This window comes from Pseudanabaena sp. BC1403, from assembly GCF_002914585.1.
In the GTDB taxonomy this organism is placed as follows: domain Bacteria; phylum Cyanobacteriota; class Cyanobacteriia; order Pseudanabaenales; family Pseudanabaenaceae; genus Pseudanabaena.
In genome coordinates this window covers 56,252-79,906 of the sequence record NZ_PDDM01000007.1, presented here as the reverse complement: position 1 = coordinate 79,906, position 23,655 = coordinate 56,252, and the positions used below count along the sequence as shown (strand labels likewise).

21 protein-coding genes are annotated in these 23,655 nt (G+C 40.3%); 12 read left to right on the top strand and 9 right to left on the bottom strand.

Annotated features, from left to right (window positions below):
* Positions 1–27: 27 nt before the first annotated feature.
* A complete protein-coding gene (locus CQ839_RS08515) occupies positions 28–741 on the bottom strand; it encodes a hypothetical protein (protein ID WP_103667854.1) in 714 nt (237 codons plus the stop codon).
* Positions 742–1,161: 420 nt separating this feature from the next.
* Here CQ839_RS08515 and CQ839_RS08510 point away from each other — a divergent pair, with 420 nt between their 5' ends.
* From CQ839_RS08510 to CQ839_RS08480, 7 genes are all read left to right on the top strand, one after another.
* Positions 1,162–1,659 (top strand): GNAT family N-acetyltransferase, encoded by a 498-nt coding sequence (locus CQ839_RS08510; RefSeq protein WP_103667853.1) that lies wholly within the window; start codon positions 1,162–1,164, stop codon positions 1,657–1,659.
* A gap of 9 nt (positions 1,660–1,668) precedes the next feature.
* A complete protein-coding gene (locus CQ839_RS08505) occupies positions 1,669–2,754 on the top strand; it encodes an AAA family ATPase (protein WP_103667852.1) in 1,086 nt (361 codons plus the stop codon).
* Positions 2,751–3,395, top strand: a complete 645-nt coding sequence (locus tag CQ839_RS08500) for a DUF4276 family protein (protein WP_103667851.1) — start codon at positions 2,751–2,753, stop codon at positions 3,393–3,395. Before CQ839_RS08505 ends, CQ839_RS08500 begins: the two co-directional genes overlap by 4 nt.
* Before the next feature lie 98 nt (positions 3,396–3,493).
* Positions 3,494–3,730: a 50S ribosomal protein L31 gene (gene rpmE, locus CQ839_RS08495; protein ID WP_094535981.1), complete on the top strand. Its 237-nt coding sequence runs from the start codon at positions 3,494–3,496 to the stop codon at positions 3,728–3,730.
* 71 nt (positions 3,731–3,801) lie between these two features.
* A complete protein-coding gene (gene prfA, locus CQ839_RS08490) occupies positions 3,802–4,908 on the top strand; it encodes a peptide chain release factor 1 (protein ID WP_103667850.1) in 1,107 nt (368 codons plus the stop codon).
* 149 nt (positions 4,909–5,057) lie between these two features.
* Positions 5,058–6,557 (top strand): isochorismate synthase MenF, encoded by a 1,500-nt coding sequence (locus CQ839_RS08485; protein WP_103667849.1) that lies wholly within the window; start codon positions 5,058–5,060, stop codon positions 6,555–6,557.
* A 16-nt stretch (positions 6,558–6,573) separates the two neighbouring features.
* Positions 6,574–7,341, top strand: coding sequence for a Fic family protein (locus CQ839_RS08480; protein WP_103667848.1), 768 nt, complete (start codon positions 6,574–6,576; stop codon positions 7,339–7,341).
* Positions 7,342–7,362: 21 nt separating this feature from the next.
* On the opposite strand, the gene CQ839_RS08475 is transcribed toward CQ839_RS08480, so the two are convergent.
* Both CQ839_RS08475 and CQ839_RS08470 read right to left on the bottom strand, forming a co-directional pair.
* Positions 7,363–7,845: a hypothetical protein gene (locus tag CQ839_RS08475; protein WP_103667847.1), complete on the bottom strand. Its 483-nt coding sequence runs from the start codon at positions 7,843–7,845 to the stop codon at positions 7,363–7,365.
* A gap of 2 nt (positions 7,846–7,847) precedes the next feature.
* The gene (locus CQ839_RS08470; protein WP_103667846.1) at positions 7,848–9,260 is read right to left on the bottom strand and encodes a DUF3696 domain-containing protein; all 1,413 of its coding nucleotides are present in this window, start codon (positions 9,258–9,260) and stop codon (positions 7,848–7,850) included.
* 905 nt (positions 9,261–10,165) lie between these two features.
* On the opposite strand from CQ839_RS08470, the gene CQ839_RS08460 reads away from it, so the two are divergent.
* Positions 10,166–12,157: an FAD-dependent oxidoreductase gene (locus CQ839_RS08460; RefSeq protein ID WP_103667845.1), complete on the top strand. Its 1,992-nt coding sequence runs from the start codon at positions 10,166–10,168 to the stop codon at positions 12,155–12,157.
* 84 nt (positions 12,158–12,241) lie between these two features.
* On the opposite strand, the gene CQ839_RS08455 is transcribed toward CQ839_RS08460, so the two are convergent.
* Entirely contained in the window at positions 12,242–12,556 is a 315-nt protein-coding gene (locus tag CQ839_RS08455) for a DUF3082 domain-containing protein (RefSeq protein ID WP_103667844.1), read from the bottom strand.
* A 555-nt stretch (positions 12,557–13,111) separates the two neighbouring features.
* Here CQ839_RS08455 and CQ839_RS08450 point away from each other — a divergent pair.
* Entirely contained in the window at positions 13,112–14,428 is a 1,317-nt protein-coding gene (locus tag CQ839_RS08450; RefSeq protein WP_103667843.1) for a hypothetical protein, read from the top strand.
* Between the two features lie 39 nt (positions 14,429–14,467).
* Here CQ839_RS08450 and CQ839_RS08445 read toward each other — a convergent pair whose 3' ends face one another.
* From CQ839_RS08445 to CQ839_RS08430, 4 genes are all read right to left on the bottom strand, one after another.
* Positions 14,468–16,129 carry a GMC oxidoreductase gene (locus CQ839_RS08445; RefSeq protein ID WP_103667842.1) on the bottom strand — a complete coding sequence of 554 codons (1,662 nt, stop codon included), beginning with the start codon at positions 16,127–16,129 and terminating at the stop codon, positions 14,468–14,470.
* 328 nt (positions 16,130–16,457) lie between these two features.
* On the bottom strand, positions 16,458–17,207 hold the full coding sequence (locus CQ839_RS08440) for an N-acetylmuramoyl-L-alanine amidase (protein ID WP_103667841.1): 750 nt from the start codon (positions 17,205–17,207) through the stop codon (positions 16,458–16,460).
* Positions 17,208–17,333: 126 nt separating this feature from the next.
* Positions 17,334–17,744, bottom strand: coding sequence for a hypothetical protein (locus tag CQ839_RS08435; RefSeq protein ID WP_103667840.1), 411 nt, complete (start codon positions 17,742–17,744; stop codon positions 17,334–17,336).
* A 243-nt stretch (positions 17,745–17,987) separates the two neighbouring features.
* Entirely contained in the window at positions 17,988–19,169 is a 1,182-nt protein-coding gene (locus CQ839_RS08430) for a hypothetical protein (protein ID WP_146048710.1), read from the bottom strand.
* A gap of 288 nt (positions 19,170–19,457) precedes the next feature.
* Here CQ839_RS08430 and CQ839_RS08425 point away from each other — a divergent pair, with 288 nt between their 5' ends.
* Positions 19,458–20,396, top strand: coding sequence for a sensor histidine kinase (locus CQ839_RS08425; protein WP_103667838.1), 939 nt, complete (start codon positions 19,458–19,460; stop codon positions 20,394–20,396).
* 26 nt (positions 20,397–20,422) lie between these two features.
* On the top strand, positions 20,423–21,100 hold the full coding sequence (locus CQ839_RS08420) for a LuxR C-terminal-related transcriptional regulator (RefSeq protein ID WP_103667837.1): 678 nt from the start codon (positions 20,423–20,425) through the stop codon (positions 21,098–21,100).
* A gap of 92 nt (positions 21,101–21,192) precedes the next feature.
* Here the strand turns inward: CQ839_RS08420 and CQ839_RS08415 are convergent, their stop codons facing one another.
* Complete coding sequence (locus CQ839_RS08415; protein WP_103667836.1) at positions 21,193–22,584, bottom strand: aldehyde dehydrogenase; 1,392 nt, start codon at positions 22,582–22,584, stop codon at positions 21,193–21,195.
* 104 nt (positions 22,585–22,688) lie between these two features.
* Here CQ839_RS08415 and CQ839_RS08410 point away from each other — a divergent pair, with 104 nt between their 5' ends.
* Positions 22,689–23,486 (top strand): E3 ubiquitin ligase family protein, encoded by a 798-nt coding sequence (locus tag CQ839_RS08410; protein WP_103667835.1) that lies wholly within the window; start codon positions 22,689–22,691, stop codon positions 23,484–23,486.
* The last annotated feature ends 169 nt before the right edge of the window (positions 23,487–23,655 follow it).

The window sequence follows — 23,655 nt, the reverse complement described above, 5'->3', positions numbered from 1 at the left end:
ACGCAAAGCGCCACTCTATTTTTTTAGCTAAGACAATCGCTGCTTGAGACTTTCAGCAATTTTCGTCCCTAAATACTCAGGGATTAAATTTTCGTTTGGTCCCAACAAATACAAAATCAAACGTGTGCGCCCACGCCAAACCAGTAAATTGGCATTCACCACCAACAAATCCTCTTGCCAAATCGCATTCATCACCTTATAAAACAACCCAGGTTGGCTATCCGCCTCGACTAACAAAGCTGGTAAATGAAATACGCGATCGACATAAAAGTTTGTCTCTACTTTCTTAAGCCCGCTATCGAGGTTAAATTCCAGCGCCAACATCTCCTCGACCTCAAAGCGACCTAACAGAGTCTCCTTAATCGCCTTCCGCACATTTTCTGCGGTTTTCTGAGGCAGAGATTTTCCCCCACGAGAAATTACCAACTTGATAAATACCAACATTGGTGTATGGATTTGACCATACAAACTAAGGCTATGGATCGTTAATCCATAGGCAGCTAACACCCCAAAAATATCGCTTAGTAAAAAAGACTGATTGCGATAGGCAAAATACAATACACTCTTGCTGCTTTCAGACTTTAACTCAATTACCGCTTCCTTAGTTTGATAAAGCTGGTACGCCAAACGCAGATTTTGCAGTTGGATATCACTACTAACAAACTGCTCGTAAAACTGAGGAAAGCTCATGTTAAAGCGTTTCAGTAATTCGACCGTTGAGGTTTTTAACCCAAACGTCATAGCCAACCTCCTGATCGCTCACAATCGCATTTCATCATCCAAAATATAGCCCAAAATACCTGCGCACCTACTGACTTAGGCGCGATTACTGATATTGGATGACTATAACTTTGAAATATCGCGATCGGATTTAACATTGCTTGTTTCAGAAATTAAAAAATAAACGCTAGTATTCGGTGGCTTAATTAAAGGCAGCAATGCTGGAATAATTCTACCAACATAGCGACAAGACTGGATAAAAGCACCTAGCATTTATATTTATCGTCAGTTGTCTCACTAAGACTAAAAACCTAACAGCAGATATAAACAAAAGCATTTTAGTATTTGCGATCGCCCGATTTCAACAAAAGCAGATACAATACAGAGGCGTTTAGAATATCTGTAACGAGTTTGTAATAGACAGGGCGATCGCTTACACAAATGGGGTTCTGGAAAAGCTTATTTGGTTCTGACACCCTCGAACCAACCAAAAAAACAAAACTTCGCCAAGTACCAAACCAAAGCGGACAGATTTTCTTTAGCACCGAAAAAGATCTTGATCTCTACGAACTAGAAGAATTATGTGACTCTGTAGGTTGGGCTAGGCGACCTATTCGTAAAGTTCGTATTGCCCTACAACATAGTTTTGTCGTCCTTTCAATGTGGGAGCATCGCGGCGGTTTTAAACGTTTAATTGGTTTTGCTCGCGCCACATCTGACTATGCTTTTAACGCCACATTATGGGATGTGGTTATTCACCCCGATTTTCAAGGTAGGGGCTTAGGCAAAGCGATGATGGAAGAAATGATTAAAGAGTTACGCAAATCTGACATTAGCAATATCAGCTTGTTTGCTGATGCCCATGTGGTCGAGTTTTACAGTCAATTAGGTTTCAACGCCGATCCCGAAGGCATCAAAGGCATGTTTTGGTATCCATAGACTACAACCATGAACCAAGATCAGTTATCAAGAATTGTACTCAAAGGATTCAAATCAATCCGTGATTGCGATCTTGAGTTAAAAGAACTCAATGTCTTAATTGGTGCTAATGGGGCTGGAAAGTCGAATTTTATTGCTTTTTTTCAACTAATCCAGCAAATACTCCTAAGTAAACTACAGCTTTACGTGAGTAAGCAAGGAGGTGCTGATTCACTTTTACATTTTGGGCGTAAAAAAACTCATCAGCTTTCTGCTGAGCTTTACTTTGGTGATAATGGATATAAATTTACTTTAGAGCCAACCAACGATAATCGGATGGTTTTCTCTGATGAAAATTTTTGGTGGAAAAAGAGCGGTAATTGGTTTGTTGGGGCAGGTAATTTTGAAACTGAGGTGGAAACCCGAGGTCGAAGTACAAGGATCTACAATTACACAGTCCCAGTGATGAAAAGCTGGCGACTCTACCATTTTCATGACACTGGAGATACTGCTCTGGTAAAGCAGCGTCAAGCTATCAATGACAATATTTATCTAAGATCAGATGCTCAAAATCTAGCCGCATATCTTTACTTACTAAAAGAGCAGTATCAAACGCATTATCAAAGAATTGTCAAAACGATTCAGTTAGTAGCGCCATTTTTTGGTGATTTTTACTTGCGTCCTCATCCTAATAATCAAGACCAAATTGAACTGGAATGGGTTGAAAAAGGTGAAGATTTACCATTCAAGGCATATCAACTCTCCGATGGAACTTTGCGGTTTATTTGTCTGGCAACTGTGTTGATGCAGCCAGAGGATAAGCAACCCGAAATGATTTTGATCGATGAGCCAGAACTGGGGTTACACCCCTATGCTATTAATGTTCTGGCTTCATTGCTGCGCTCTACAGCAAAATCTAAGCAAGTCATCGTTTCTACCCAGTCAGTCGCACTACTTAATGAGTTTGATGTCTCTGATGTAATTGTGTGCGATCGCGTCGAAGGGGCAACACATTTACACCGATTAGATGAGGATGCTTTAGCTGAATGGCTAGAAGAATATTCATTAGGAGCTCTGTGGCAAAAAAATTTGTTAGGTGGTAGACCATCGCGATGATTAGAGTCCATATTTTCTGTGAGGGGCAAACCGAAGAAACCTTTGTGCGAGAACTTCTAACGAGCCATTTTGCTCGATTAGATATTTGGATCAATCCCATTATTTTGCGTACCAGTAAAATCGGTAAAGGTGGTATATCAACCTATGGCAAGCTTAAAAATCAGATTGAAAAAAAATGTAAGGAAGATCCTAATGCGTGTGTAACGACTCTGATCGATTTTTATGGATTCCCGAAGGATTTCCCAAAATTAGCAATACCTACAGGTTTATCATCAGTGAAGAAAGCAAAGATACTTCAGCAATCCTTTCAGGATGATATTGTAGAATCAAACTTCATTGCCAACCTGATGATTCATGAATTTGAAGGCTTTTTATTCAGTGAACCAGAAGCTTTTAAAAACTGGTGTGATGATCCACAAGTAGTCGTTAATCTGAGAAAGATTCGCTGTGGGTTTCCGTCCCCTGAGCATATTAATGATGGATATACGACTGCACCCTCTAAGCGGATTCTCAGCATATTTAGTCAATACGATAAGGTTTTACATGGCTCATTAGTGGCTCTAGATATCGGCTTAGAAACTATTCGCCGTGAATGTCCAATATTTAACAGTTGGATTGATCGCCTTGAAAGTCTTGCTTAAAATCAAAAAATTAAGAACGGGCAAATCGTCTTTTCTTATTTGCATGTTTCTGTGCTAGTCTAGAAAAGCTTAATTTTTGATTTTTTATAGCTAAGACTATGCCTAAAGCTGGAATTCACCCGAAGTGGTATCCCGAAGCAAAAGTAATTTGCAACGGTGAAGTGGTAGCAACTATTGGTTCTACTCATCCTGAGATTAATGTTGATGTATGGTCGGGCAATCACCCCTTCTACACAGGTACACAAAAGATTATCGATACCGAAGGTCGCGTAGAACGCTTCTTGCGTAAGTACGGCATGTTTGACGAAAACGCTGCTGTGGAAAATCAGGTCTAGCCAAGGATTAATTCTAAGGTTTACCTCTGGCTTACTAATTTTTCACTTTCTTTTGCGGTAACTCAAATTCCATGCCTGCTGCTTACTTAATCAAAAAGCTCGAATCTGTTGAACAAACCTTCAATGAACTGACTCGTCGGATGGGTGATCCTGATGTGGCGACCGATCACGGCGAGTTTCAGCGCATTGCTAAAGTTCGTGCTTCTTTAGAAGAGACGGTTTTGACCTACGAGACTTTTCGCAAGGCGGAGCAAGATTACAAGGAGTCGCAAGAAATATTGAAGGAGTCTAATGACCCCGAACTTATGGAAATGGCATCTCTGGAAGTCGAGGAACTATCAGCGAAGCTGGCGGAATTAGAAGCAAAGCTCCAAATCTTGCTATTGCCCCAAGATCCTAATGATGATAAGAACATCATGTTGGAAATCCGTGCGGGTACGGGTGGTGATGAAGCGGGGATCTGGGCTGGCGATCTGGTGCGGCTATATACGCGCTATGCCGAGCGTCAAGGCTGGCGGGTGAAGATGATCAGTGAGACTCTTGCCGAAATGGGTGGCTTTAAAGAAGCGATCATTGAAGTTCAAGGCGATCGCGTTTATAGCAAACTCAAGTTTGAGTCGGGTGTACATCGCGTGCAGCGTGTGCCTGCCACGGAGTCTCAAGGTCGGGTGCATACCTCAACAGCAACGGTTGCAATTATGCCTGAGGTTGATGAAGTGGAGATTCACATCGATCCCAAGGATATTGAAATGTCCACAGCGAGATCGGGTGGAGCTGGCGGTCAAAACGTCAACAAGGTAGAAACTGCCGCCGATTTATTTCACAAACCGACGGGGATTAGAATTTTTTGTACTGAAGAGCGATCGCAGTTACAAAACAAAGAACGTGCGATGCAGATTTTGCGAGCTAAGCTCTATGAAATAAAGTTGCGTGAACAACAAGCAGAGATCACCTCGATGCGCCGATCTCAGGTTGGCACTGGTTCTCGCTCCGAAAAAATTCGTACTTACAACTATAAAGATAGTCGTTTGACAGAGCATCGTTTGGGGCAAAACTTTACTTTGCCGCCGATTCTGGAGGGGGATCTTGAAGAAGTGATTCAAAGTTGCATTTCTAAGGATCAACAAGAGCGTTTGCAGGAATTGGCGATCGCAACTGGTGACGATCTAGTTTCTTAAATTAAAGGGTCGCAAATATAATCCAACCCCGTGAGGTTGCGCCCCGCAGGGGCGCAACCTCACGGGGTCGGTGAACTATTCGCACAAGTACTTAATTTAAGAAACGCTTTTATTGTGGCTGAACGGCGTTGTATGGATAAAATATAATCATGCAAGTTCGTCAGAGTGTCACCTATAGCAGTATCGATTCTAAATCTCTGCACGATTGGATTGTTAAAGCGATCGCTCAAGCTCAGATCACAGGGTCACCGATTTTATTTAGTTACTCTCAAAGCTGGGAGTGCATTAATCCTTTATTGTTGTTGGCAAGTAAGTCCGATCCCCAACAGCCAAAATTTTATTGGGAACAGCCGAATGCCGATTTGGTATTAGCGGCGGCTGGTTCGGTAGCGGAAGTTTCAGTTCCTAATCATGATTTAAGAGATCGCTTTGATTGTGCTAAAAAATTTATCAAAAACCATTTAAATAATGCGATCGTTGCCAAGATTGCCGATCTCGAAGCGCCCGAATCTCAAATTCCTATACATTTTTTTGGGGCTTTTTCGTTTTATCGCAATGGTAGTAATGCGAGTGCCTACCTCGATTTAGCAGAGCCAAATGATTATCAACCAGCGATCGAGTTTCCGACTTTACTCTTTTTTATTCCCCGTTGGATGGTTAGACTCAAAGATAAGAGTTGTACTTTAACTCTAAATCACTACATTCAGCCTTGGGACAAGCCAGATGAAGTATTAGAGCGAATAGAGAATTTGCGATCGCATTTACAAGAAAGCTCCCATTATGAAGTGCCAACAGTGCATGAGGTGAGCAAAATCGTCGAGGTACAGGGACAGCAAATCTGGACAGAGATTGTCGAACGTGCTTTGACTTTGATTCATCAAGGGCATTTTGAGAAAGTGGTATTGGCTAGGGCGTTGGATGTGTTAGCCGATCGCAATTTCGATCCGTTTCAGGTGCTGCATGTTTTGCGCTGCGAATATCCTGAATGTATTTCCTTTTTGCTAGATTATGGCGTGGGCAAGACCTTTTTGGGTGCTACTCCTGAAGTTGTATTGCAATTTAAAACCCAAAGCGATCGCCTCTGGTTACGCAGTGATGCGGTGGCGGGTTCGATTGAGCGTGGCAAGACTGTCCAAGAGGATCTGATGCTCGGCGATCGCTTACTTAATAGCGAAAAAGATATGTGCGAACATCAAATTGTGATTCGGTCAATCTGCGATCGCTTGCAAAGTATGGGGGCGGAGATCGATTCACAAGTAGAGACTAGTTTGCTGAAGCTTTCTAATGTGCAGCATTTATATACGCCGATCACTGCCCAAATTGATGATTCTGACTGGTTAATTGCTCTTGATATTTTGCAACAGTTACATCCAACCGCCGCCGTTGGAGGTGAGCCAAGAGATCGCGCTGTGTGTTTTATGCAGCAATGGGAAGCCTGCGATCGGGGTTGGTATGCGGCTCCAATTGGTTGGCTCAATGGCAATGGCGAGGGGACTTTTGGTGTGGGGATTAGAGCAGGATATATTCAAGGCGATCGGGCAAGGATTTTTGCAGGTGCAGGAATTGTCGCTAATTCGCAGGTAGAAAACGAACAAAGTGAAACTACGATTAAGTTTGCAGCTTTGTTAAAGGCTTTGGGCGCAATGTAATTTACATTCTGAATTTATGAGAACAATCGAATCGATCCTTGCTGATATTGATCAACTCAAAGTAGAGCTAGATATTTTGCGTCAATCCTTAGACAATGCCACGATTAAAGAAGCGTTAGAAGTTGAGTTTTTGTATGAAAGTAATCGTATCGAAGGTAATACTTTAACGTTGCGTGAAACTCAGTTAGTCATCAATGAGGGAATGACGATTAGTGGCAAGAGTATGCGTGAGCATTTAGAAGCAATTAATCATAAAGAAGCTATTTTATTTATTGATGATCTTGTTTCTCAAAAGGCAGACTTATCAGAATATATCCTCAAACAAATTCATGGAATTGTCTTGTATGGAATCGATCGCGAAAATGCAGGAGTTTATCGCAAGTTACCCGTAGCGATCGCAGGAAGTAAACATTTGCCACCACAACCCTATTTATTACAAGATTTGATGGAGGATTATTTTCGATTTTATAATCAGGAAAAAGATAATCTGCATCCAGTAGTTTTAGCTGCCGAAATGCATGAGAGGTTAGTGACTATTCATCCTTTTATTGATGGTAATGGTAGGACTTCGCGCTTAATCATGAATTTAATTCTGTTGCAATATGGTTTTCCATTAGCAATTATTGGTGGTGATTATGATAGTCGAATGGCTTATTATGACGCTTTAGAAAAGGTGCAGACTGAGAATAATAAAGAAGATTTTATTTTGTTAATTGCCGAAAAGGTTTTATTTGCTTTAGAAAGATATATAAATATGTTAAGTCCCCAAAGAATCAAGCGATAGATCAAGCAAATTTAAAAGGTTTTAGTTTTTAACAGCTAATTCAGGACAGAGAAAATTAAGACTAACACCATGATCTGCTAGAGCTATTTCGTAGTTGCGCCAATCAGAGTCAACGGCATTAGCGATCGCAGGTTTTGCGGGATGTGTTAAAGCAACGGCAACAAATTTGCGATCGGAGGGATCGAATTTTTCGAGAGATGGAGATTTGGGAAACTCAGCAAAGTCATTTTCGGCAATTTTTGTAATTGGAACTTTTTCGCAGCGCTTAGTGGCTTGATGTGTCAAAACCCATTTGAGAAATGCGTCACCTGCATAAGGTTGCCCAGTCTGAGAGTTTTTGTGCATGTATTCTTTGATGATTAACCATTGATTATCAATTACCAAAACTCCTGCATTCATAAGATTTTGAAGATATTTTTCACAGGCAAGTTCACAGTATTCGGATGCTTGAGGTGCTTTTTTACTAGCGACAAGCAGGACATTTGTATCGACAATTTGATACATTCTCACGCTCCAACATTCATCTGGCGATTGATTGCTGCCTCGGTCATAGCAACGAGATCGCCCATTTCATCACCAAAGAATCCTTCGGGATAGTTACAAATATTGCCGTAGGTATCAATCTCAAGAGGCACTAATTCAGAATCGCCTTGATCATCCATTTTGCAAAAATATAGCGCCGCATCTTCATTCGTAAATCCATCTTTTTCTTCAGCCATACGCCTTTGCAATCGTCTTAATAAATGTTCGCTATGACTCTCAATAATAATTTGAATATTGCGAGTTTTGATGACTTCGATAAATATATCAGCGAGTCCTGCTTGGACTGAGGGATGTAAATGTATTTCGGGTTGTTCAAATATGAGGGTTGCGCCTTTGGGTGCGTAGTAACACAACACTAATATTGGTAAAACTTGTGAGACTCCAAACCCAACATCAGTAATTAATACTTCTGCTGAATTAGGCGATCGCTTTACTAACACTTCATAATATCCACGATTCTCAGCGATCGCATTCAATCGAAAGCTATCAATTAAGCCTAATTCTTTTAATGCTTTTGCTACAGCAGTCTGAACTTCGGGATTTTTTTTGTTTGACGCAAGAAGTGCTGAAAATGCTGATGCCCCCTGTTTACCGACATCTTGAGGGTTTTCCCCAGACCAAAGATATATTCTTTTAGGGTACTCTCTTAACGGTGCAAGGTAGTAAGTGTTTTGAAATAAATCTTCATAGGCTGGCGTTAGTGTTGATAGCCAATTATTATACTGAGGAAAATGTGAGGTTGGCAGATACCAACTACCGTAATTCTTAAGTAGACGAAAATCCTCTATTTCTTGATCTATTGAATTATCAACATCTTCCAGTTTTTCAAAAAGACTACCATTTTTATAGAGTTTATAAATAGATTCTTCTTGACTAAATACTATTGAACTTGTCACATAGAAATTATTTAGTTTATTATCTTCTGTTTTAAAATAGTATTTAAAAAAATCAATACTTACTTGATCTTCATCAATGGTAATTTCAGACTCAAATCTTAGTAAATCCTTTTTGTACTGGTCATAATAGAAATGAGAACTTCCTAAACTGATAATCCTACGTCTAGGCATAAACAGACTTAATGAATTGATGTATTTGGGTATCCACTCGAAAGAGAATTTAATCTTTGCAGGTAATTTATGTCTGTGACTAATATCGTAATTAGTACCTAAATCAACATAGCTATATTGATCGCCACCTAAATGCAAAATCCGATTGCGATCGCTTGACTCGACAGTTTGCTTGAGCATCAACAAAAATTGCAAGATCGCCGTTTTGCCAGAACTATTTGTACCAAAAAAGCCTGTCAGAGGAGCCATCCGAAACTCACCTGTATCTGCCCATGACTTAAAATTCTGAATGCGTAATTGCGTAAACATTTTGGTTTGGCTATAGCTTGCTCACGCATTTATCTTAGCGCGATCGCGACATTTCGCCGAGAGGCTTAGCATTTAAGAGTAGAGCAAATGATTTGGATCTAGTCAAACAACTTAAAAAACGTCATCAATGAAAAAGCCATGTACTCTTCCAATCTCATTAGTAGAGAGCGAAAATTGATAGGAGGTATCCACTAATTACTCTTCATTTGGCAATCCAAATCCAATTTCAGTAGTATCTTCGCATGAGATTTGATAACCCCGTAAAGTCTTACTGCGATTCACTAATAGTTCTTGCACGGACATAGTTGATACATCCTTTATTTTATCTAGAAATACTAGGCAGTAAGTGCTCTCCCTATCAGAACAAGAAAATTTATCATGCCGTTTTTGATAATACTTAAAAGAGAAGCTAATTCCCTGATCTGATCTGGCTTTAGTCAGGTAAATACTGGAACCAAGAGACTTCTCAATTTCAATTCTCTTAATCTTCTTTGGCACGAGAACGAAAATACTCCTTTATCCAATCTTTATTGATTATTTCATTGCTTAGGTGTAATAAATGAGGTTTTGTAGTTTTAAATTACTTATAAAAGAACCAGTTTTATTGGCTAAGCAGATAAAGTAATTGCCTACATCAAAATAAGAAAACAGCATAACTTTTGCGGGTTTTTAATGAATGTATTGTATTCATTACTCTATCTACACTCGAAAGTACTACTTATACTATGGTTTCTCTAGAGAAAAATTGATGGAATCCCTGTAAAGCGCGAACCATCTTGATTAGCCAATTTGCCTACACTAAAGTAGGACAAATTGTTAACTCTTTAAGCTAATCTTAAGACTGTGTGATGTGAGAGTAGCTGCTTGTTTTACGACAGGCGAATTTTTATTATTGTCAGTGAGTCATGAGCAAGCAAGAAAATAAGTCAGAAGATTTTAACAATCGCGAAGAAGAGACCGAAAATCTTGAAAAAAAGCCCTCTTTTCGCCCTAAATTGCGGCATATCTTCGTGATGCTGTTCTTAGGAGTCGTAATTAGTGGTGCAGCCGCAAGAACTTGGCAAATTAGTAATAAACCAAAATCAATCGAACCGATCGCCCAAGATCCCAGCTCGCCAATCAAACTATTTGATAATAATGGTTACCCTCTCCTAAATCCGCCAGCACCTGCGGATGCCGAAGTCTGGGAATGCGAAGTTGCAATTGTTGGAGGCTCATTGGGGGGAGTTGCGGCAGCCTATCACGCGATGAAAACTGGGGCGACCACTTGCTTGATTGAGCTTACACCAATGCTAGGTGGACAGGTGAGTTCGCAGGGAGTTAGTGCGATCGATGAATCATTATTGATGCGCTATCGTCAACAATTTCCCCTCAGTTGGACGCATTTTAAAAATATTATTGCTAGCCAGCCAGCTTTACCAGAAAAATATTCTTACTTAAAGCCAGGAGCAGTGGTAGCAGATACCAATAGTTGCTGGGTGGGCAATCTTTGCTTTACGCCCTACTCAGGCGAACTCGCATCTGAAGAATTTTTGCGTGAATCCCAACGTTCAGCACCGAAAAGCAGATGGAGTACACAGATCGCTTTTAAAGGGGCAAGTTTTAACGAAAAAGGCGATCGCATTACAGCTATTCATGCCGTAGCTCGGATACCCCGCGATCCCAATTATTTACCACAAGGTCGCTTATCTCGCGAAATCAAAAGCTGGTTTAACTGGAACTCTGACGAAACTTTTAACAAGAAGCCAATTCGTTTACAAGCTCCTGCGGGCAAGCAGATGATCGTGATTGACTCCACTGATACTGCCGAAGTAATCGCTTGGGCAAACCTTCCCCACCGTGTAGGGTCTGAAGGTTTTGCCACCACAGGTGAAGTTCATGCTGTAGCAGACAATCCCGAATGCACACAAGCATTTACATTCCCCTTTGTTCTGAAAATTGCCGATGATGAAGGGCGATCGCTTAAAGAACTACGTAAAGTGCAGCCAGGATATTCCCGAGAAGAGCATCGCAAAGACTATGACTTGGGTAGATTTCCCATGTTTGAAGGCAACAGCGTATTCAACTATCGTCGTATTGTCAGCATGAAGCGTGATGACCCATTTAAGGCAATTCCTGCTAAAGGCGATATGACCGTCATCAACTGGAATCGAGGTAATGATTGGGGGCTGATGAATCCACCATTGATCTTGACTGATAAACAAATTAGAGATTCTGGACAGCAACAGAACTGGCTAGGGGGATTAAATACCACAGCACTTAAGGATGGTGAAAATCATGCCTTGTTATTTGCTGAATGGATAATGGATAAGTATGTATCCACAGAATTTCCTTTGCGGATCATGTCGGGCCCCGATAGCCCGATGCCCACCGAGTCTGGATTGAGTATGTATCCATATATCCGTGAAGGTCGGCGTATTTTAGGGCGCTCAGCATATGGTCAGTCAGAATTTCTCATGCGTGAGCAAGATATTCGTAACGATATGGAAGGTGGACGTAATTTTACTGCTACTTCGATTGGGTTGACCCATTATGCGATCGATATGCATGGTTGTCGCTATCGCAATTGGGAACCATCGAAAGCACCAAGCTCTGCTCCTGCCAATGAGGATAAAGTCCGCCCAATTATTCTGCCGTTTGAGAGTTTAATTCCTCAACGTATTGATAATTTATTGATAGGTGGTAAGGCGATGGCAGTTAGTCACATTGTCAATGGTGCAACTCGCATTCATGTTGGAGAATGGTCAGCAGGAGCAGCCGCAGGAGCTGCCGCTGCTTGGATTGTCTTACAAGACGATCCTTCGCTAACTCCGCAGGCAATTCTAGATCGCGGTAGGATTGGCGATCTGCAAGAGCTTCTGAAAGCACAAGGTATGTTAGTGGAATGGGTAAATTAGCATAACTAAACCCCAAAAAACTGTACCGTCCGCTTCGCGGACGGTACAGTTTTTTGGGGTTTATATTTAATTTTGCGTAGCTACTTATGTTTGCGATTTGCTGGAAATAGTCGTAAACACTTGTTTAACCGTTAGCAATATCAAACCAATAGCAATCACTGCAAAAATCATAGTTGCGCCAGTACCGACAGCTAACAATAAAGTACGAACTAGTGTTGCCAAACGATTAGTGAGAGTATTGGTCGTCTGTAAAGGCGCTAAAGCCAGCTTGTGCGCCATCATATTTGTAAATGAGTAAAGCCCAGTGGCGAGAGTAGCCGAAATTGCTACCCCTGTAAGATTCTTAAAAGGAGAGGGAGCAGTTTCTTGTACAGATTTAGATGGGGCTTCTTCAGTCATATCTGGCTTGCAAATTCGTAACTAGATTTTGTAACTAGATGAGAACAGGTAACGGCAAATGTTGTCGTTACCTGTTCTTAATATATATTTGCGACTTGCGATCGCAAAAAAATCACTTTGGCAGGCAAAAAACTTAATATCTTTGACCACAAAATGATTTAAGATATCCGCACTCAACACAAAAATGCTAGTCCCACTGGAAACAGTGGGCTTTTTTCTGTGTACTTTTATCATTGCACAAATGTTTGTGTGGTGCGACAACGAAATTTATATGACAACATCCAAAAAGATAAGGGGCAAAGCTCCACACTGCCTCTTATCTTTTTGGATGCTAACCACATCAGGTATTATGGCTCTTGAGCCTAAGCAAATGTTGCATATAACATTTACATAACTTAGATATACCTTTTTGATAACAAAACTAGCCTAAGAATCGCTTTTAAATAATTAAAAAAGTGAATAATATCTATAACAAATACCTTGCTAAGCTTTGTCAGTGACAAATTATAAGCTTTAGGTATTGTTTTAGTTAATACTTTAAATGATGAAATTATTATGTTCTGGACAGCAGATCGGATTTACTCTCAAGGAATTGAACAAGCGCAACAAAGAATTTATGAATTCTTTTTAGAAATTGTGCGCCGTAAATCCCCTGAGGAAGTACTTGAAGATTTCAGGGATTTATTCATAAATTTTAGTAAGAGTCATAATCCCGAAATCACGGAAGCACTTGATCAAATTTTGACAGCATATAATGAAAAAGAATTTTTTTATACGCTAAAACGTTGCTGTTATATCCTCATTAACAATTGGACGGTCAGCAATAATCGAGTTGGCATTCAATCATTAATTGATATTTTTAACCATTCTTCAATTTATAAAAATCCGAAATCTATTAAATTGAGAACGATTAGAATCTGGTTGCAGATGTTTGTCAAGAGTGAAGATTTTCAATCATTACAACTGTTTACTCTGCATCTGGAAGATCATGGCAGTAACGATCAAAAATGGGGAAATCGCTTTGCTTCGTACTTGTTAGCTTATCAGTATACTAACCCTACAAGTCCTCTAGAACAAAGACAAGCTGCGAATTTGTTAGCTCAAAAAATGAAGGATAAGTTTAGGTTTGATCTGGCTATGTATACTGCGCGTGTTGGCACACAATCATCTCCTCAAAATCATCAAATAAACCCTACTAGCTTAAGTAATAACGTAATTAATCTTGTTACACTTATGCTCACTAAAAAGAGCGTGCTGAACTGTCAAAACTTATCTATTAATTTTCTTGAGAATATTAAGAACTCATCTTATCAAGAATTCAAAGTTAGCCTGCTTAAATATCTTGATTTCTCCGTCACCGATGCCGAAATATCTGAAACAGTTCAAACTAAACTGCATGAGGGCTTGTTAGAGTTTAAATCAAACTATGATGATTATCCTGTTAATATATCGCTAATTTTAAAAACTACTAAGTATTTAATTGGTGAAATTACGATCAGCGATCGCAATCAACCAACAGAGTTATTTCATGTTTTACTGCATCATACAAACCCAATCAATTTAGTCGTATTGATCCTAAAGATTTTATTGCTTAATGAATCTATTCGTCCGTATCTAGAACTAAGAGTAGCTTCTATAATTAAGTACTACAGTCAATATAGTGAATCCAAGTGTAAATCGGTAATTGCTTTTATCGATATGCTTAATATTGCTCTGGCAATTTATGCTGGTGAAACTCGCTACAATATTGTGAAAATGAATCCATATGATTCATATGAGTTGTCAAACTCAAATGAAAGTGACACTCAATCAGATTCACGTATTTCTAATTTTGATACTAGAGAATATCGAATTTTTTCGCAGGCTCGATAATCAAAGCAAAAGTCGGCACAAAGCGCCGACTTTTGCTTTTTAAAAAACACCTTTACGCATTCCTTCAGCAATAAATTCACTTGTCCTCGCAGTGATTGCCATCTCAGTCAAAGTAGGACTTTGCCAACCAGATGATGCCCAGCAAGCTCCATCAGTCACAAAGAGGTTTGGAGCTTCCCATACTTGATTGTTGGCATTCACCACTGAATTTGTAGGAGAAGTTCCCATTCTTGCGCCACCCACTTCGTGAATGTAATAACCTGGAGGAGATGAAAACGCCATATTTTCTTCCATTCGGCTAACAAAATCAGCAAAGATCGGAACATGAAACATATCGGTTAACTTCATATTCTTACCGCCAGCAAGCTTAATGATTTCATCAATCTGCCGATGCATATGGTCTAGCATTAGATGTTCATTTTCTGACCAAGCACATTCGATATGGGGCACTGGAATTCCCCATGCATCAACTACTTCGTTGCTTAATTGAATTTGATTGCTATAGCGAGGCAAAACTTCGCCATGAGCAATCAGAAAACCAATGGAACCCGACCCAACTTTACGGACAATACTTGGTAAATCAAAGCGCTGCACCCCTCCCCAGATGCCATAGCCACGCAAAAATTTCTCCTGTTGTGATTCTAAATTGCTAAAACAAGGAATAAAAAAGCTATCGCATCCCGAAAGGTCAAAGGTTTTTGGTTGTTTAATATTGGGCAAGAAAAAGAAGGTTGAGGTGGATACATGATCCATCAGATAGTGTCCTAGCATTCCTGAAGGGTTGGTTAATCCCGCAGGTTGATATTGCTCGGTGGAATGTAAGAGAATCCTCACCGACTCAATCGTAGAAGCACATAAGACAACTGTCCGCGCAAATACCTCATGGGTGGTTTTGCTGTTGCGATCGCGATATGCCACACCACGAGCTTTGCGAGTATCTGGATCAAAGATGACATGACTGACTACAGCATCCGATCGCAAAGTCACATTGCCAGTTGCGATCGCGGCTTTAAGCGAAGAACCGAGGCTGGAATACATCGGCCAAGGTTGCTCTGGGGTGGGACGGTGCAGAGCAAAGCCCCGTGATGGGATTAGGCAACGGTCAGACCATTGATTCTCAATGACTTGCTTCAGATGCATTTCGGCGGGAGTAAGCGGTAACGTGGGTTGATAATCGCCATCGGGAAGTTGGGCTAAACCTTCTTGGCTGCCGTACACCTGAAAAAATCTTTCCAATTTACTGTAGTAAGGTGCGAGATCAGCATGGGCGATCGGCCAGTCTTGTTCATGCCCATCGCGACTTGCTGCTTTAAATTCATAATCTGATAGCCGCAGTGTGATTCCGCCCCAAGTTAGGCTTTTGCCGCCCACCTGACGACCGCGAATCCAGAAAAAAGGCTGATCTTCTGGTGTGGTATAAGGATTATCTTTTTCATCAATAAACAAGTCGGGGTTTGCTTTCCAGTACCCAGGGTGCATTGATTGGTAGGACTGTCGCTTAGAAATCGCAAGATTGTAAAAGCGCTTTGCCATATCCCTGACCTGATGCCCTAGATCTTCCTTGGCATCAGGTGTGCGACCTGCCTCTAATACAAGGACTTTGAGACCACGTTCGCTCAATTCTTTTGCCGCAACGCCGCCATTGGCTCCAGAACCAACCACGATCGCATCATAAATTTCTGAAGAGGGATGGGTACTCATCTTATTCCTTGACAAACCTTAAGCTTTTAGATATTCGCTTGGCAACTACAGCAATTTAATATCTTGCCTGAAAATGCCCCCAGAATTTCAAGCTTTTGGCTAACTGATGCTTTCAAGGATGACTTTTTGGGCAATCGCTTTTTTTCATTGCGATCGCAAAAAACAACAAATAGAAAAAGCGATCACCTCAAATTTTCTCGTTTGAAAATTAAATGGCGATCGCGGTTTAGATGATAAAGCAGGATAAGTTAGTGATCATCCTTAAACCTAATTGTGCAAAGCATCTAATCTTAGTGAAGCAATGCATTCTCCTCATATTCAAAAGCATTTATGTCAGGAACTTTTCTATCCCTCTTGCGATCGCCTGTGCTGCTTTCACAACATTTTCACGACTCATGCCAGGAGCATCAATAAACAATGCTTCAGTCAAAACCTTAGGAACTCCATCGGGAACTCCATATAAAACACCTAGACGTTGGGGTTTTACTCCCCCATTCTGGAAGGGAGGATTTGGAAGGTTATTCTGTAGTTCCTTACTAATCAACTCAGCAAGTTGCTCATCTTCTTGAGTTGCTTCAGGTAATATTAACACTTCATGCCTCTGTACTGCCCCATTAAAAGCATTCAAGTGAAGAGAAACAAATGCATCCGCCCCTTTTCCGCGAGCGCCAATTTCTCCCAAGTCTAGATTGTCGGAATTGAGGACAATTTTGACTGATGCTCCTTTGCTACGAAGGTATTTCGCAACTTCATCAGCTTGAATAATATTCTCTACTAATTCCGAAGTTTCAAATCCTACTGCGCCAGAATCACCCTCTTCTCCATGTCCAGGATCAAGGACAATCTTTTTACCCTTCAAAGCACCATCGGGCAAGGAAAATTGGGCTGGTTCAACAGCAGCTTGCATGTCAACCAGCATTGTACGTGGCAAATTTGAAGTTGCTCCTGTAAACCAATCTAGAGGGACATCCAATATGGTGGACTTGTCTGTCGATTCAAGAGCTACTTTACTGATGTACTGCTCGGTTCCTCCTTGCATCAGGTATAGTGCTTTAGATGTCAATTTTAACCAGCTCATATATTTGCCTCTAATTATATGTTGATTACTCTAGAGTTCAAAAACGAATAAATTTTCAAAAGAAGAATGTAAGTCTTGACCCCAAACTCGTCACGACTTTTACTTGATGTGCAAAATTGTGTAACATTATAATTTACCAATTTCATCAAGAATGACGGCAATTTTAGCCACATCTCCAGTATTAATGACAAACAAAATATTCTGAGTCAAGCCAATAATTAAATTAATATACTGCAAGATCTTGTTCAATTTTTCTAATTGAGCAATGGCTTCATTAGCTTTATCAGTTGCAAACTGAATTTTAGTCGCTCCTTGCTTTAGATCGATGATAATTGCATCGAAGATACGATCATTAATAGCTTCGATTAAATCACTAATTTTATCCTCGGCAATAATCATTTGTTGGTATTCAACCATCCCAATCTTGTGTTCTCGGTTTAAACTCCGACGGCGACCAGCAATTGTGCGGCGTAACCCACGCCAATTTTCTCGCTGTTGCACCATTTCATCAATTGTTAAACTTGTAGTAATAATCATTGGAAAAACCTCTTGTCTAAATATTTTTGGGAAAATAATAATCCTATGTGAGAATGTTGAATTGATTAAAAATCAATATTTTTAACACTTTCTTTTATATAATTTACAACTACTATAGCAATCCTAAAATGCAATGTGAGAAGTTTAGATTTTTAAGTTGTTGCAATATATAGATATCCAGTTAGATTCTTTCTCATATCTCATTTAGGGCTACTGTATAAGGTGTAAAATCAAATTAAATCCTTAGCGATAAGTTTGCTTAAGAACCTTTAGAGAAGGTTGAATACTAACCTCATATTCAGATAAGATTTGGTGAGCTTCTTGAACTTGTTCAGGTGTTAAATCAAGTGTACTTTTTTGAGTGGAAACAACTGTGTCAGATGCTAAATAACCTTCATTTTGGCATAAGATATTCTGATCTGCTGTCGTCATATCTCCTCGAAATGTTTTGGCTAAAGCCTGATGAGTAATTGAAGTTTGTCCTAGAATATTAATGTAAGCTTGTGCAGATGTTTTTCGGGCTTCAATTCCCTCAATACGCTGATTATAATCATTTTCCAAAGCTGTATATTCATTGATACTGGATTCGGGTTTATTGTTAGCTGAATTGTTGAGGTAGACATTATACATTTCCTCAATATACTGAATGTTTTTTTCTTCTTCTTCTTGTAAAACACCAGTAATATAATACTTCTTGATTTGATTTTGTAAATCACCAATGTATTTAGTTACAGCATCATTATTACAAACAATAATTGGTTTGAGTTTTTCATGGCGTTGCTGATCGGCAATCAGATTGAGCAAAGAAGTAGAAATATTAATGCCATTATTCACTCCATTTTCAAAAGTTTTTCGTTCATTTTCACTTATTGAACTAGATGAACCAGGTGCTTGTTTTTGGAAGCTTATAAAAGATTCTCGGATCGCATTCAAATTTTGATCGAAGGTAATCGTATTTCGGCTTGCCAAACGCCCCAAAGTTGACACATAAATTGCTAGGACATCGTTCAAGTTCTGTAAAACTTGTGCCTTGTCTTTTTCTGCCCGACATTTAAAGCGAATTTTGGCAGGTGGAAAATTAGGTGCTTCCGATGTTTCCTCAGAATTACTATTTAAAGTTCTTGCCAAACTAACGCCTGAATTCCTTAGAACAACTCCAGACATAATAGGTGTAGGTACTGTAGGCTTTATAGATATTGGCGCTGCACGCTCTAGGGCATTAGCGTATTGAATCTGCACATATTCTTTGCGCGTGCATGAGTCATAAATATCTTGAACCATCTTAGTGGAAGTTTGCTGAAGCACTGCTGATGTCTCGCCAAACTTCTCAACGGATGACAAGTCTTCTTTATCACAGCCGCTAACCATAAGTACAAAGGCAACAATTGGTAGAATTAGCTTATGAGACCTCGATTTTGTCGTCATATCTAGACTCCATAAATTAATAGAGTTGTGGTTTCTGATTGGTTATCGAGGAAGAATTCATATCCCGATCGCTAACTTGTTGCAAGATTAACTTAAATACCCTCTGCAATGACATGATGATTTAGGTAAATAAAATTGCGTTAAACCGCAAATAAAATAACTATTATCTGCATTGAGAAACTCAAGGTATTTAGATAGAATGTGTCGAATGTTAGACCTTTTGAGTATTAAGATTTGTGTTCATTTCGATCGCTTAATCTTCAATCCACATCATCCGATGCAAGAGATATGATTCCCCATAAAGCATGGCAACGTAATGCCAGAATGTCTTGGCTTCTGCACATCATTCTGCTGGGTAGTTTGGGAATTTTAAGCGCAGTCATGTTTTGGGCGCAACTTCACGTACCTATCGTCATTCCTTTGCTGATATTGGTTGCCATCGGACTACTGATTTTATTTTCCTTAAGACTCAATTGGCAAAAAGACTTGATTAACGAGCAGAGATGCGAAATTGATCGCCTGCACGCAATAGAACAGACAGCTGTGATATCCCAAACTCGTAAACTACTACATCGTATTGCGGCTGATATCCATGATGGACCACTCCAAGAACTCAAACTGGTGATGGATCGCCTAGAACTTCTACAAATGAATTCTCAGACCGTAGATCTCAATCCCATTCTTGATCGCTTAGAAGATATGGGTAATCAGCTCCGTCAACAACTAAACCAAACTCGTGCGATCGCTTTAGAAATCACGCCCGATCTTCGTGAAGGACTAGACATTGGTATAGCAAAAAAGCTGCAACACTTAGTTGAGTCTGAGGAACTTACCCTCTGTGTTGTCCAGCACTTGCAACCACTAGGAGAACCTCAGCTAAATAGCTTATGGCTCGAAGCTCGTGAAGATATTTATCGCTTTTTTACCGAGGCGATCGCGAATGTCATTCACCATGCTCAACCACCTCAAGGAATCGCCACACAGGTTAAGGTGAGCTTAGTGCAGCACGATCAGCAATGTACACTGAGCATCGAAAACGATGGTGAGATATTGGATAAATCCGTACTTGAAATTACGACTCAACAACGACAGCGTGGCGGTTATGGCATGAAACTGATGCAAGCGATCGCCTCTGACCTTCCTAACGGAGCATTTGCAAGAATTGCTTTAGCTAATGGTGGAATTCGCGTCCAACTAACTTGGCATTTGTTGCGTAATAGTGAATAATTCGGGTATACCTAATAGTCGAACTAATGCAACTCAGTACAGCCGACTCTAAGCCTCTCATATTTCTGATATTAGAAGATCACCCTGAAGTGGCTCAGAATAACTGTCTATTTTTGCAAAAGCTAGAACCATTAGCTCTCTGCATCATCTGCAATAGCCACGCAGATGCGCTAGAACGTCTCAAGTTAGAAACGCCTGATTTAGTTACTGTCGATTTGCTGTTTGGCACATTTACAGGAGAACAATATGCCATATCCAGCCTGAGATTTTTGCAGCAAGTCTTTCAAGACTATCCATTCCTGAATATTCTGATCTATACCAGTGAATATGACTATCTCAAACCTCTAACCAATCTCATGGGTCGTCACCAAGGCGGATTTGTCGTAGTTAGTAAAATGGAGCGGCGCAAAGTTTTTTTGGATGGAGCTAGACATGCTCTAGAAGGCAAACTAGAGATTCCCAGAGAATTGCGCTATGGCATTGACTTCAACGATCGCGAACTTCAAGTATTATCTTTGCTCTGTAAAGAATCACTGACCGATAAGGCGATCGCGCAACAACTCAATTTATCGCTTAAAACTGTACAGAACTGCGTCCTAAGGCTAAAGATGAAAATGGACATCGATTATCTTGACGAAAACTGCACCAGCGCAAGAGTGGCTCTCTGTATGCAAGCAGTTCGCCGAAAATTGATATTGCCGTAAACTTCAGATCAAAATGCTGTAGCTTACAGGATAATCTCTACAATTTATTAACTAGCTTATGAAAAACCTCAATTTGTGAGGTTTTTCATAAGCTAGTTAATAAATTTTTTTAAGGTGTCGAGAGTCATTTTATAAGGCGGATAGCGCCACTTGAGATCGAAGCGGAAAGAATTTTTGAGTACACTCTTACGATGGGAGAAAGTATCAAAACTTGCCTTGCCGTGATAGTTCCCCATACCACTATGACCGATACCACCAAAGGGAAGTTCTGGATTGCTTAAGTGCAGGATCATGTCGTTGAAACAACCTCCACCGCAGGAAATCTCTTGGAGAATGCGCTCTTGATTTTGTTTATTGCTGGAGAAGAAATATAGGGCTAGAGGTTTAGGTTGAGCATTGACAAAAGCGATCGCATCTGAGAGTTGGTCATATTCTAAAATTGGCAAAATTGGACCAAAGATTTCCTCAGCCATGATTTTCGAGTTAGGTGCAACTTTATCGATCAGGGTTGGCGCAATATAGCGATCGCTTTTATCGCTGTTGCCACCAATTAGCACTTTGCCTTCATTGAGCAAACTTGCGAGGCGATCAAATTGGCGATCGTTGACAATACGGGCAAAATCTGGGCTTTGTTGAGGATTTTCACCGAAGAAGGTTTTGACATGGGTGACTAACTTCTCTATTAGTACAGGCTTAATATTTTTCTGAACCAATAGATAATCAGGAGCAACACATGTCTGTCCAGCATTATAGAACTTACCCCAGATAATCCGCTTAGCAGTAATTTCTAAATTACAGGTTTCATCGACAATACAGGGGCTTTTGCCACCGAGTTCTAGGGTGACAGGAGTTAGATGCTTTGCCGCCGCTTCCATAACAATTTTGCCGATCGCAGTTCCACCAGTGAAGAAGATATGGTCAAATTTTTCGGCAAGTAAAGCTTGATTAGTCTCGATACCACCTTCAATCGCAGTGATAAAATTGGGATCGAAGTTGTTGTTAATGATTTTAGCGATCGCATTGGAAGTGTGAGGCGTATGCTCTGAAGGCTTAAGTATCGAGCAATTGCCTGCCGCGATCGCCCCAATTAGAGGTTGGATTGTCAGGGCAAAGGGATAGTTCCAAGGCGCAACGATTAATACTACGCCTAGCGGTTCAGTATAGATATAACTAGAGCTAGGAAATAAATTTATAGGAGTTCCCACTTTTTGGGGCTTCATCCAAGCTTTAAGATGTTTGAGAGCAAATTTAATCTCTGAGAGGGTGACTAAAATCTCACTTCCAAAAGCCTCGATCTCAGGTTTGCGTAAATCAGCATAAACAGCATCAAGAATTAGCTGTTCATTGTCTTTAATCAGTTGTGAAAGTTTATTGAGTTGAGCAACCCGAAAATTATAGTCCTTGGTTTTACCTGTGGCAAAGAAAGCACGTTGATTGGCGATCGTGACTTGGATATCAAGACTAATAGCAGGTATGGTGACCATAATTCATAATTCGTAATTTGTAATTCGTAAAATTGAGTTCTCCCTCAAGGTTAACCCATGTTAATTTTAAGCCATAGCAAAAGCGCATACATACTTCAAAGACTATGGCAATTTTTGGTGGCATCCTGATCGTAATCGGTATCATTCTGTTTTTTGTCCAAAAGAATTACAGTACGAAACTACAAAGTATTAGGCTAGCAACAGCCTCGACAGTTGCGGATTTGCAACGTATTGCTAGTGAAATTGCGGGAGAGATTGGCAGTGGAAATTTACGAGAATATGTGAAGGTGCGCGGTATTATTCGTAGCGATCGCCCTTTAATTTCAGAGCTTAAACAAGAACCCTGTGTGCATTACACCATGAGAGTCGTCAGGGAATATGAGGAGGAGCATACAACTCGCGATAGTGAAAATAAAACCCACACTGAAACTCGTCGGGGTTCAGAAACCGTGTCAAGTAATAGTCAAGCGATTCCATTTACTTTGCGAGATAATTCTGGCGAACTTGTGGTTAATCCTGATGGTGGCAATATTGATACTGTGCAAGTATTAAATGAGTTTCGACAAGAGAATTCAAGCGGTTCTTCAATATCTTTTGGCGGGTTTAATTTATCACTCGGTGCGGGTATGGGTGGTAGACGCACGATAGGTTATCGTTATACGGAGTCGATCTTGCCCTGCGATCGCGAAGTGTTAGTCATTGGGACAGCGGCAGATGAGGGTGGTCAAGTCACTCTCCGCAAGCCGATCCAATCTGACAAAAAGTTTATTATTTCTCTCAAAAGTGAAGAGGAACTTGCCAAGTCTACGGCAAATGCTGCCAAATGGTATTTGTATGGCATGGTTGCTTGCTTAGTGATCGGGGCAATTTTATTGATTTTGGGATTAATTTTAAAAAAATAAACATTACAGAACTTTACATCCCTTGCCAAGAGATGAATGCGGAGTAAAGCCCTGAATTCATCTCTTGGTAAGGGACTTGTTAGATTTCTACAAAATATTTAGACTCATTGCTGACAACAGTAACTTCAGGGGGTAGGCTGTTTTAACAAAAATCATGTTATGGGCGTAG

Coding starts and splice junctions, on each gene's coding strand:
- CQ839_RS08460 (WP_103667845.1), top strand. CDS start 10,166: ATGAGCAAGCAAGAAAATAAGTCAGAAGATTTTAACAATCGCGAAGAA.
- CQ839_RS08510 (WP_103667853.1), top strand. CDS start 1,162: ATGGGGTTCTGGAAAAGCTTATTTGGTTCTGACACCCTCGAACCAACC.
- CQ839_RS08435 (WP_103667840.1), bottom strand. CDS start 17,744: ATGATTATTACTACAAGTTTAACAATTGATGAAATGGTGCAACAGCGA.
- CQ839_RS08415 (WP_103667836.1), bottom strand. CDS start 22,584: ATGGTCACCATACCTGCTATTAGTCTTGATATCCAAGTCACGATCGCC.
- CQ839_RS08515 (WP_103667854.1), bottom strand. CDS start 741: ATGACGTTTGGGTTAAAAACCTCAACGGTCGAATTACTGAAACGCTTT.
- CQ839_RS08450 (WP_103667843.1), top strand. CDS start 13,112: ATGTTCTGGACAGCAGATCGGATTTACTCTCAAGGAATTGAACAAGCG.
- CQ839_RS08470 (WP_103667846.1), bottom strand. CDS start 9,260: ATGTTTACGCAATTACGCATTCAGAATTTTAAGTCATGGGCAGATACA.
- CQ839_RS08430 (WP_146048710.1), bottom strand. CDS start 19,169: ATGACGACAAAATCGAGGTCTCATAAGCTAATTCTACCAATTGTTGCC.
- CQ839_RS08445 (WP_103667842.1), bottom strand. CDS start 16,129: ATGAGTACCCATCCCTCTTCAGAAATTTATGATGCGATCGTGGTTGGT.
- CQ839_RS08410 (WP_103667835.1), top strand. CDS start 22,689: ATGGCAATTTTTGGTGGCATCCTGATCGTAATCGGTATCATTCTGTTT.
- CQ839_RS08485 (WP_103667849.1), top strand. CDS start 5,058: ATGCAAGTTCGTCAGAGTGTCACCTATAGCAGTATCGATTCTAAATCT.
- prfA (WP_103667850.1), top strand. CDS start 3,802: ATGCCTGCTGCTTACTTAATCAAAAAGCTCGAATCTGTTGAACAAACC.
- CQ839_RS08420 (WP_103667837.1), top strand. CDS start 20,423: ATGCAACTCAGTACAGCCGACTCTAAGCCTCTCATATTTCTGATATTA.
- CQ839_RS08475 (WP_103667847.1), bottom strand. CDS start 7,845: ATGTATCAAATTGTCGATACAAATGTCCTGCTTGTCGCTAGTAAAAAA.
- CQ839_RS08440 (WP_103667841.1), bottom strand. CDS start 17,207: ATGAGCTGGTTAAAATTGACATCTAAAGCACTATACCTGATGCAAGGA.
- CQ839_RS08455 (WP_103667844.1), bottom strand. CDS start 12,556: ATGACTGAAGAAGCCCCATCTAAATCTGTACAAGAAACTGCTCCCTCT.
- CQ839_RS08505 (WP_103667852.1), top strand. CDS start 1,669: ATGAACCAAGATCAGTTATCAAGAATTGTACTCAAAGGATTCAAATCA.
- CQ839_RS08480 (WP_103667848.1), top strand. CDS start 6,574: ATGAGAACAATCGAATCGATCCTTGCTGATATTGATCAACTCAAAGTA.
- rpmE (WP_094535981.1), top strand. CDS start 3,494: ATGCCTAAAGCTGGAATTCACCCGAAGTGGTATCCCGAAGCAAAAGTA.
- CQ839_RS08425 (WP_103667838.1), top strand. CDS start 19,458: ATGATTCCCCATAAAGCATGGCAACGTAATGCCAGAATGTCTTGGCTT.
- CQ839_RS08500 (WP_103667851.1), top strand. CDS start 2,751: ATGATTAGAGTCCATATTTTCTGTGAGGGGCAAACCGAAGAAACCTTT.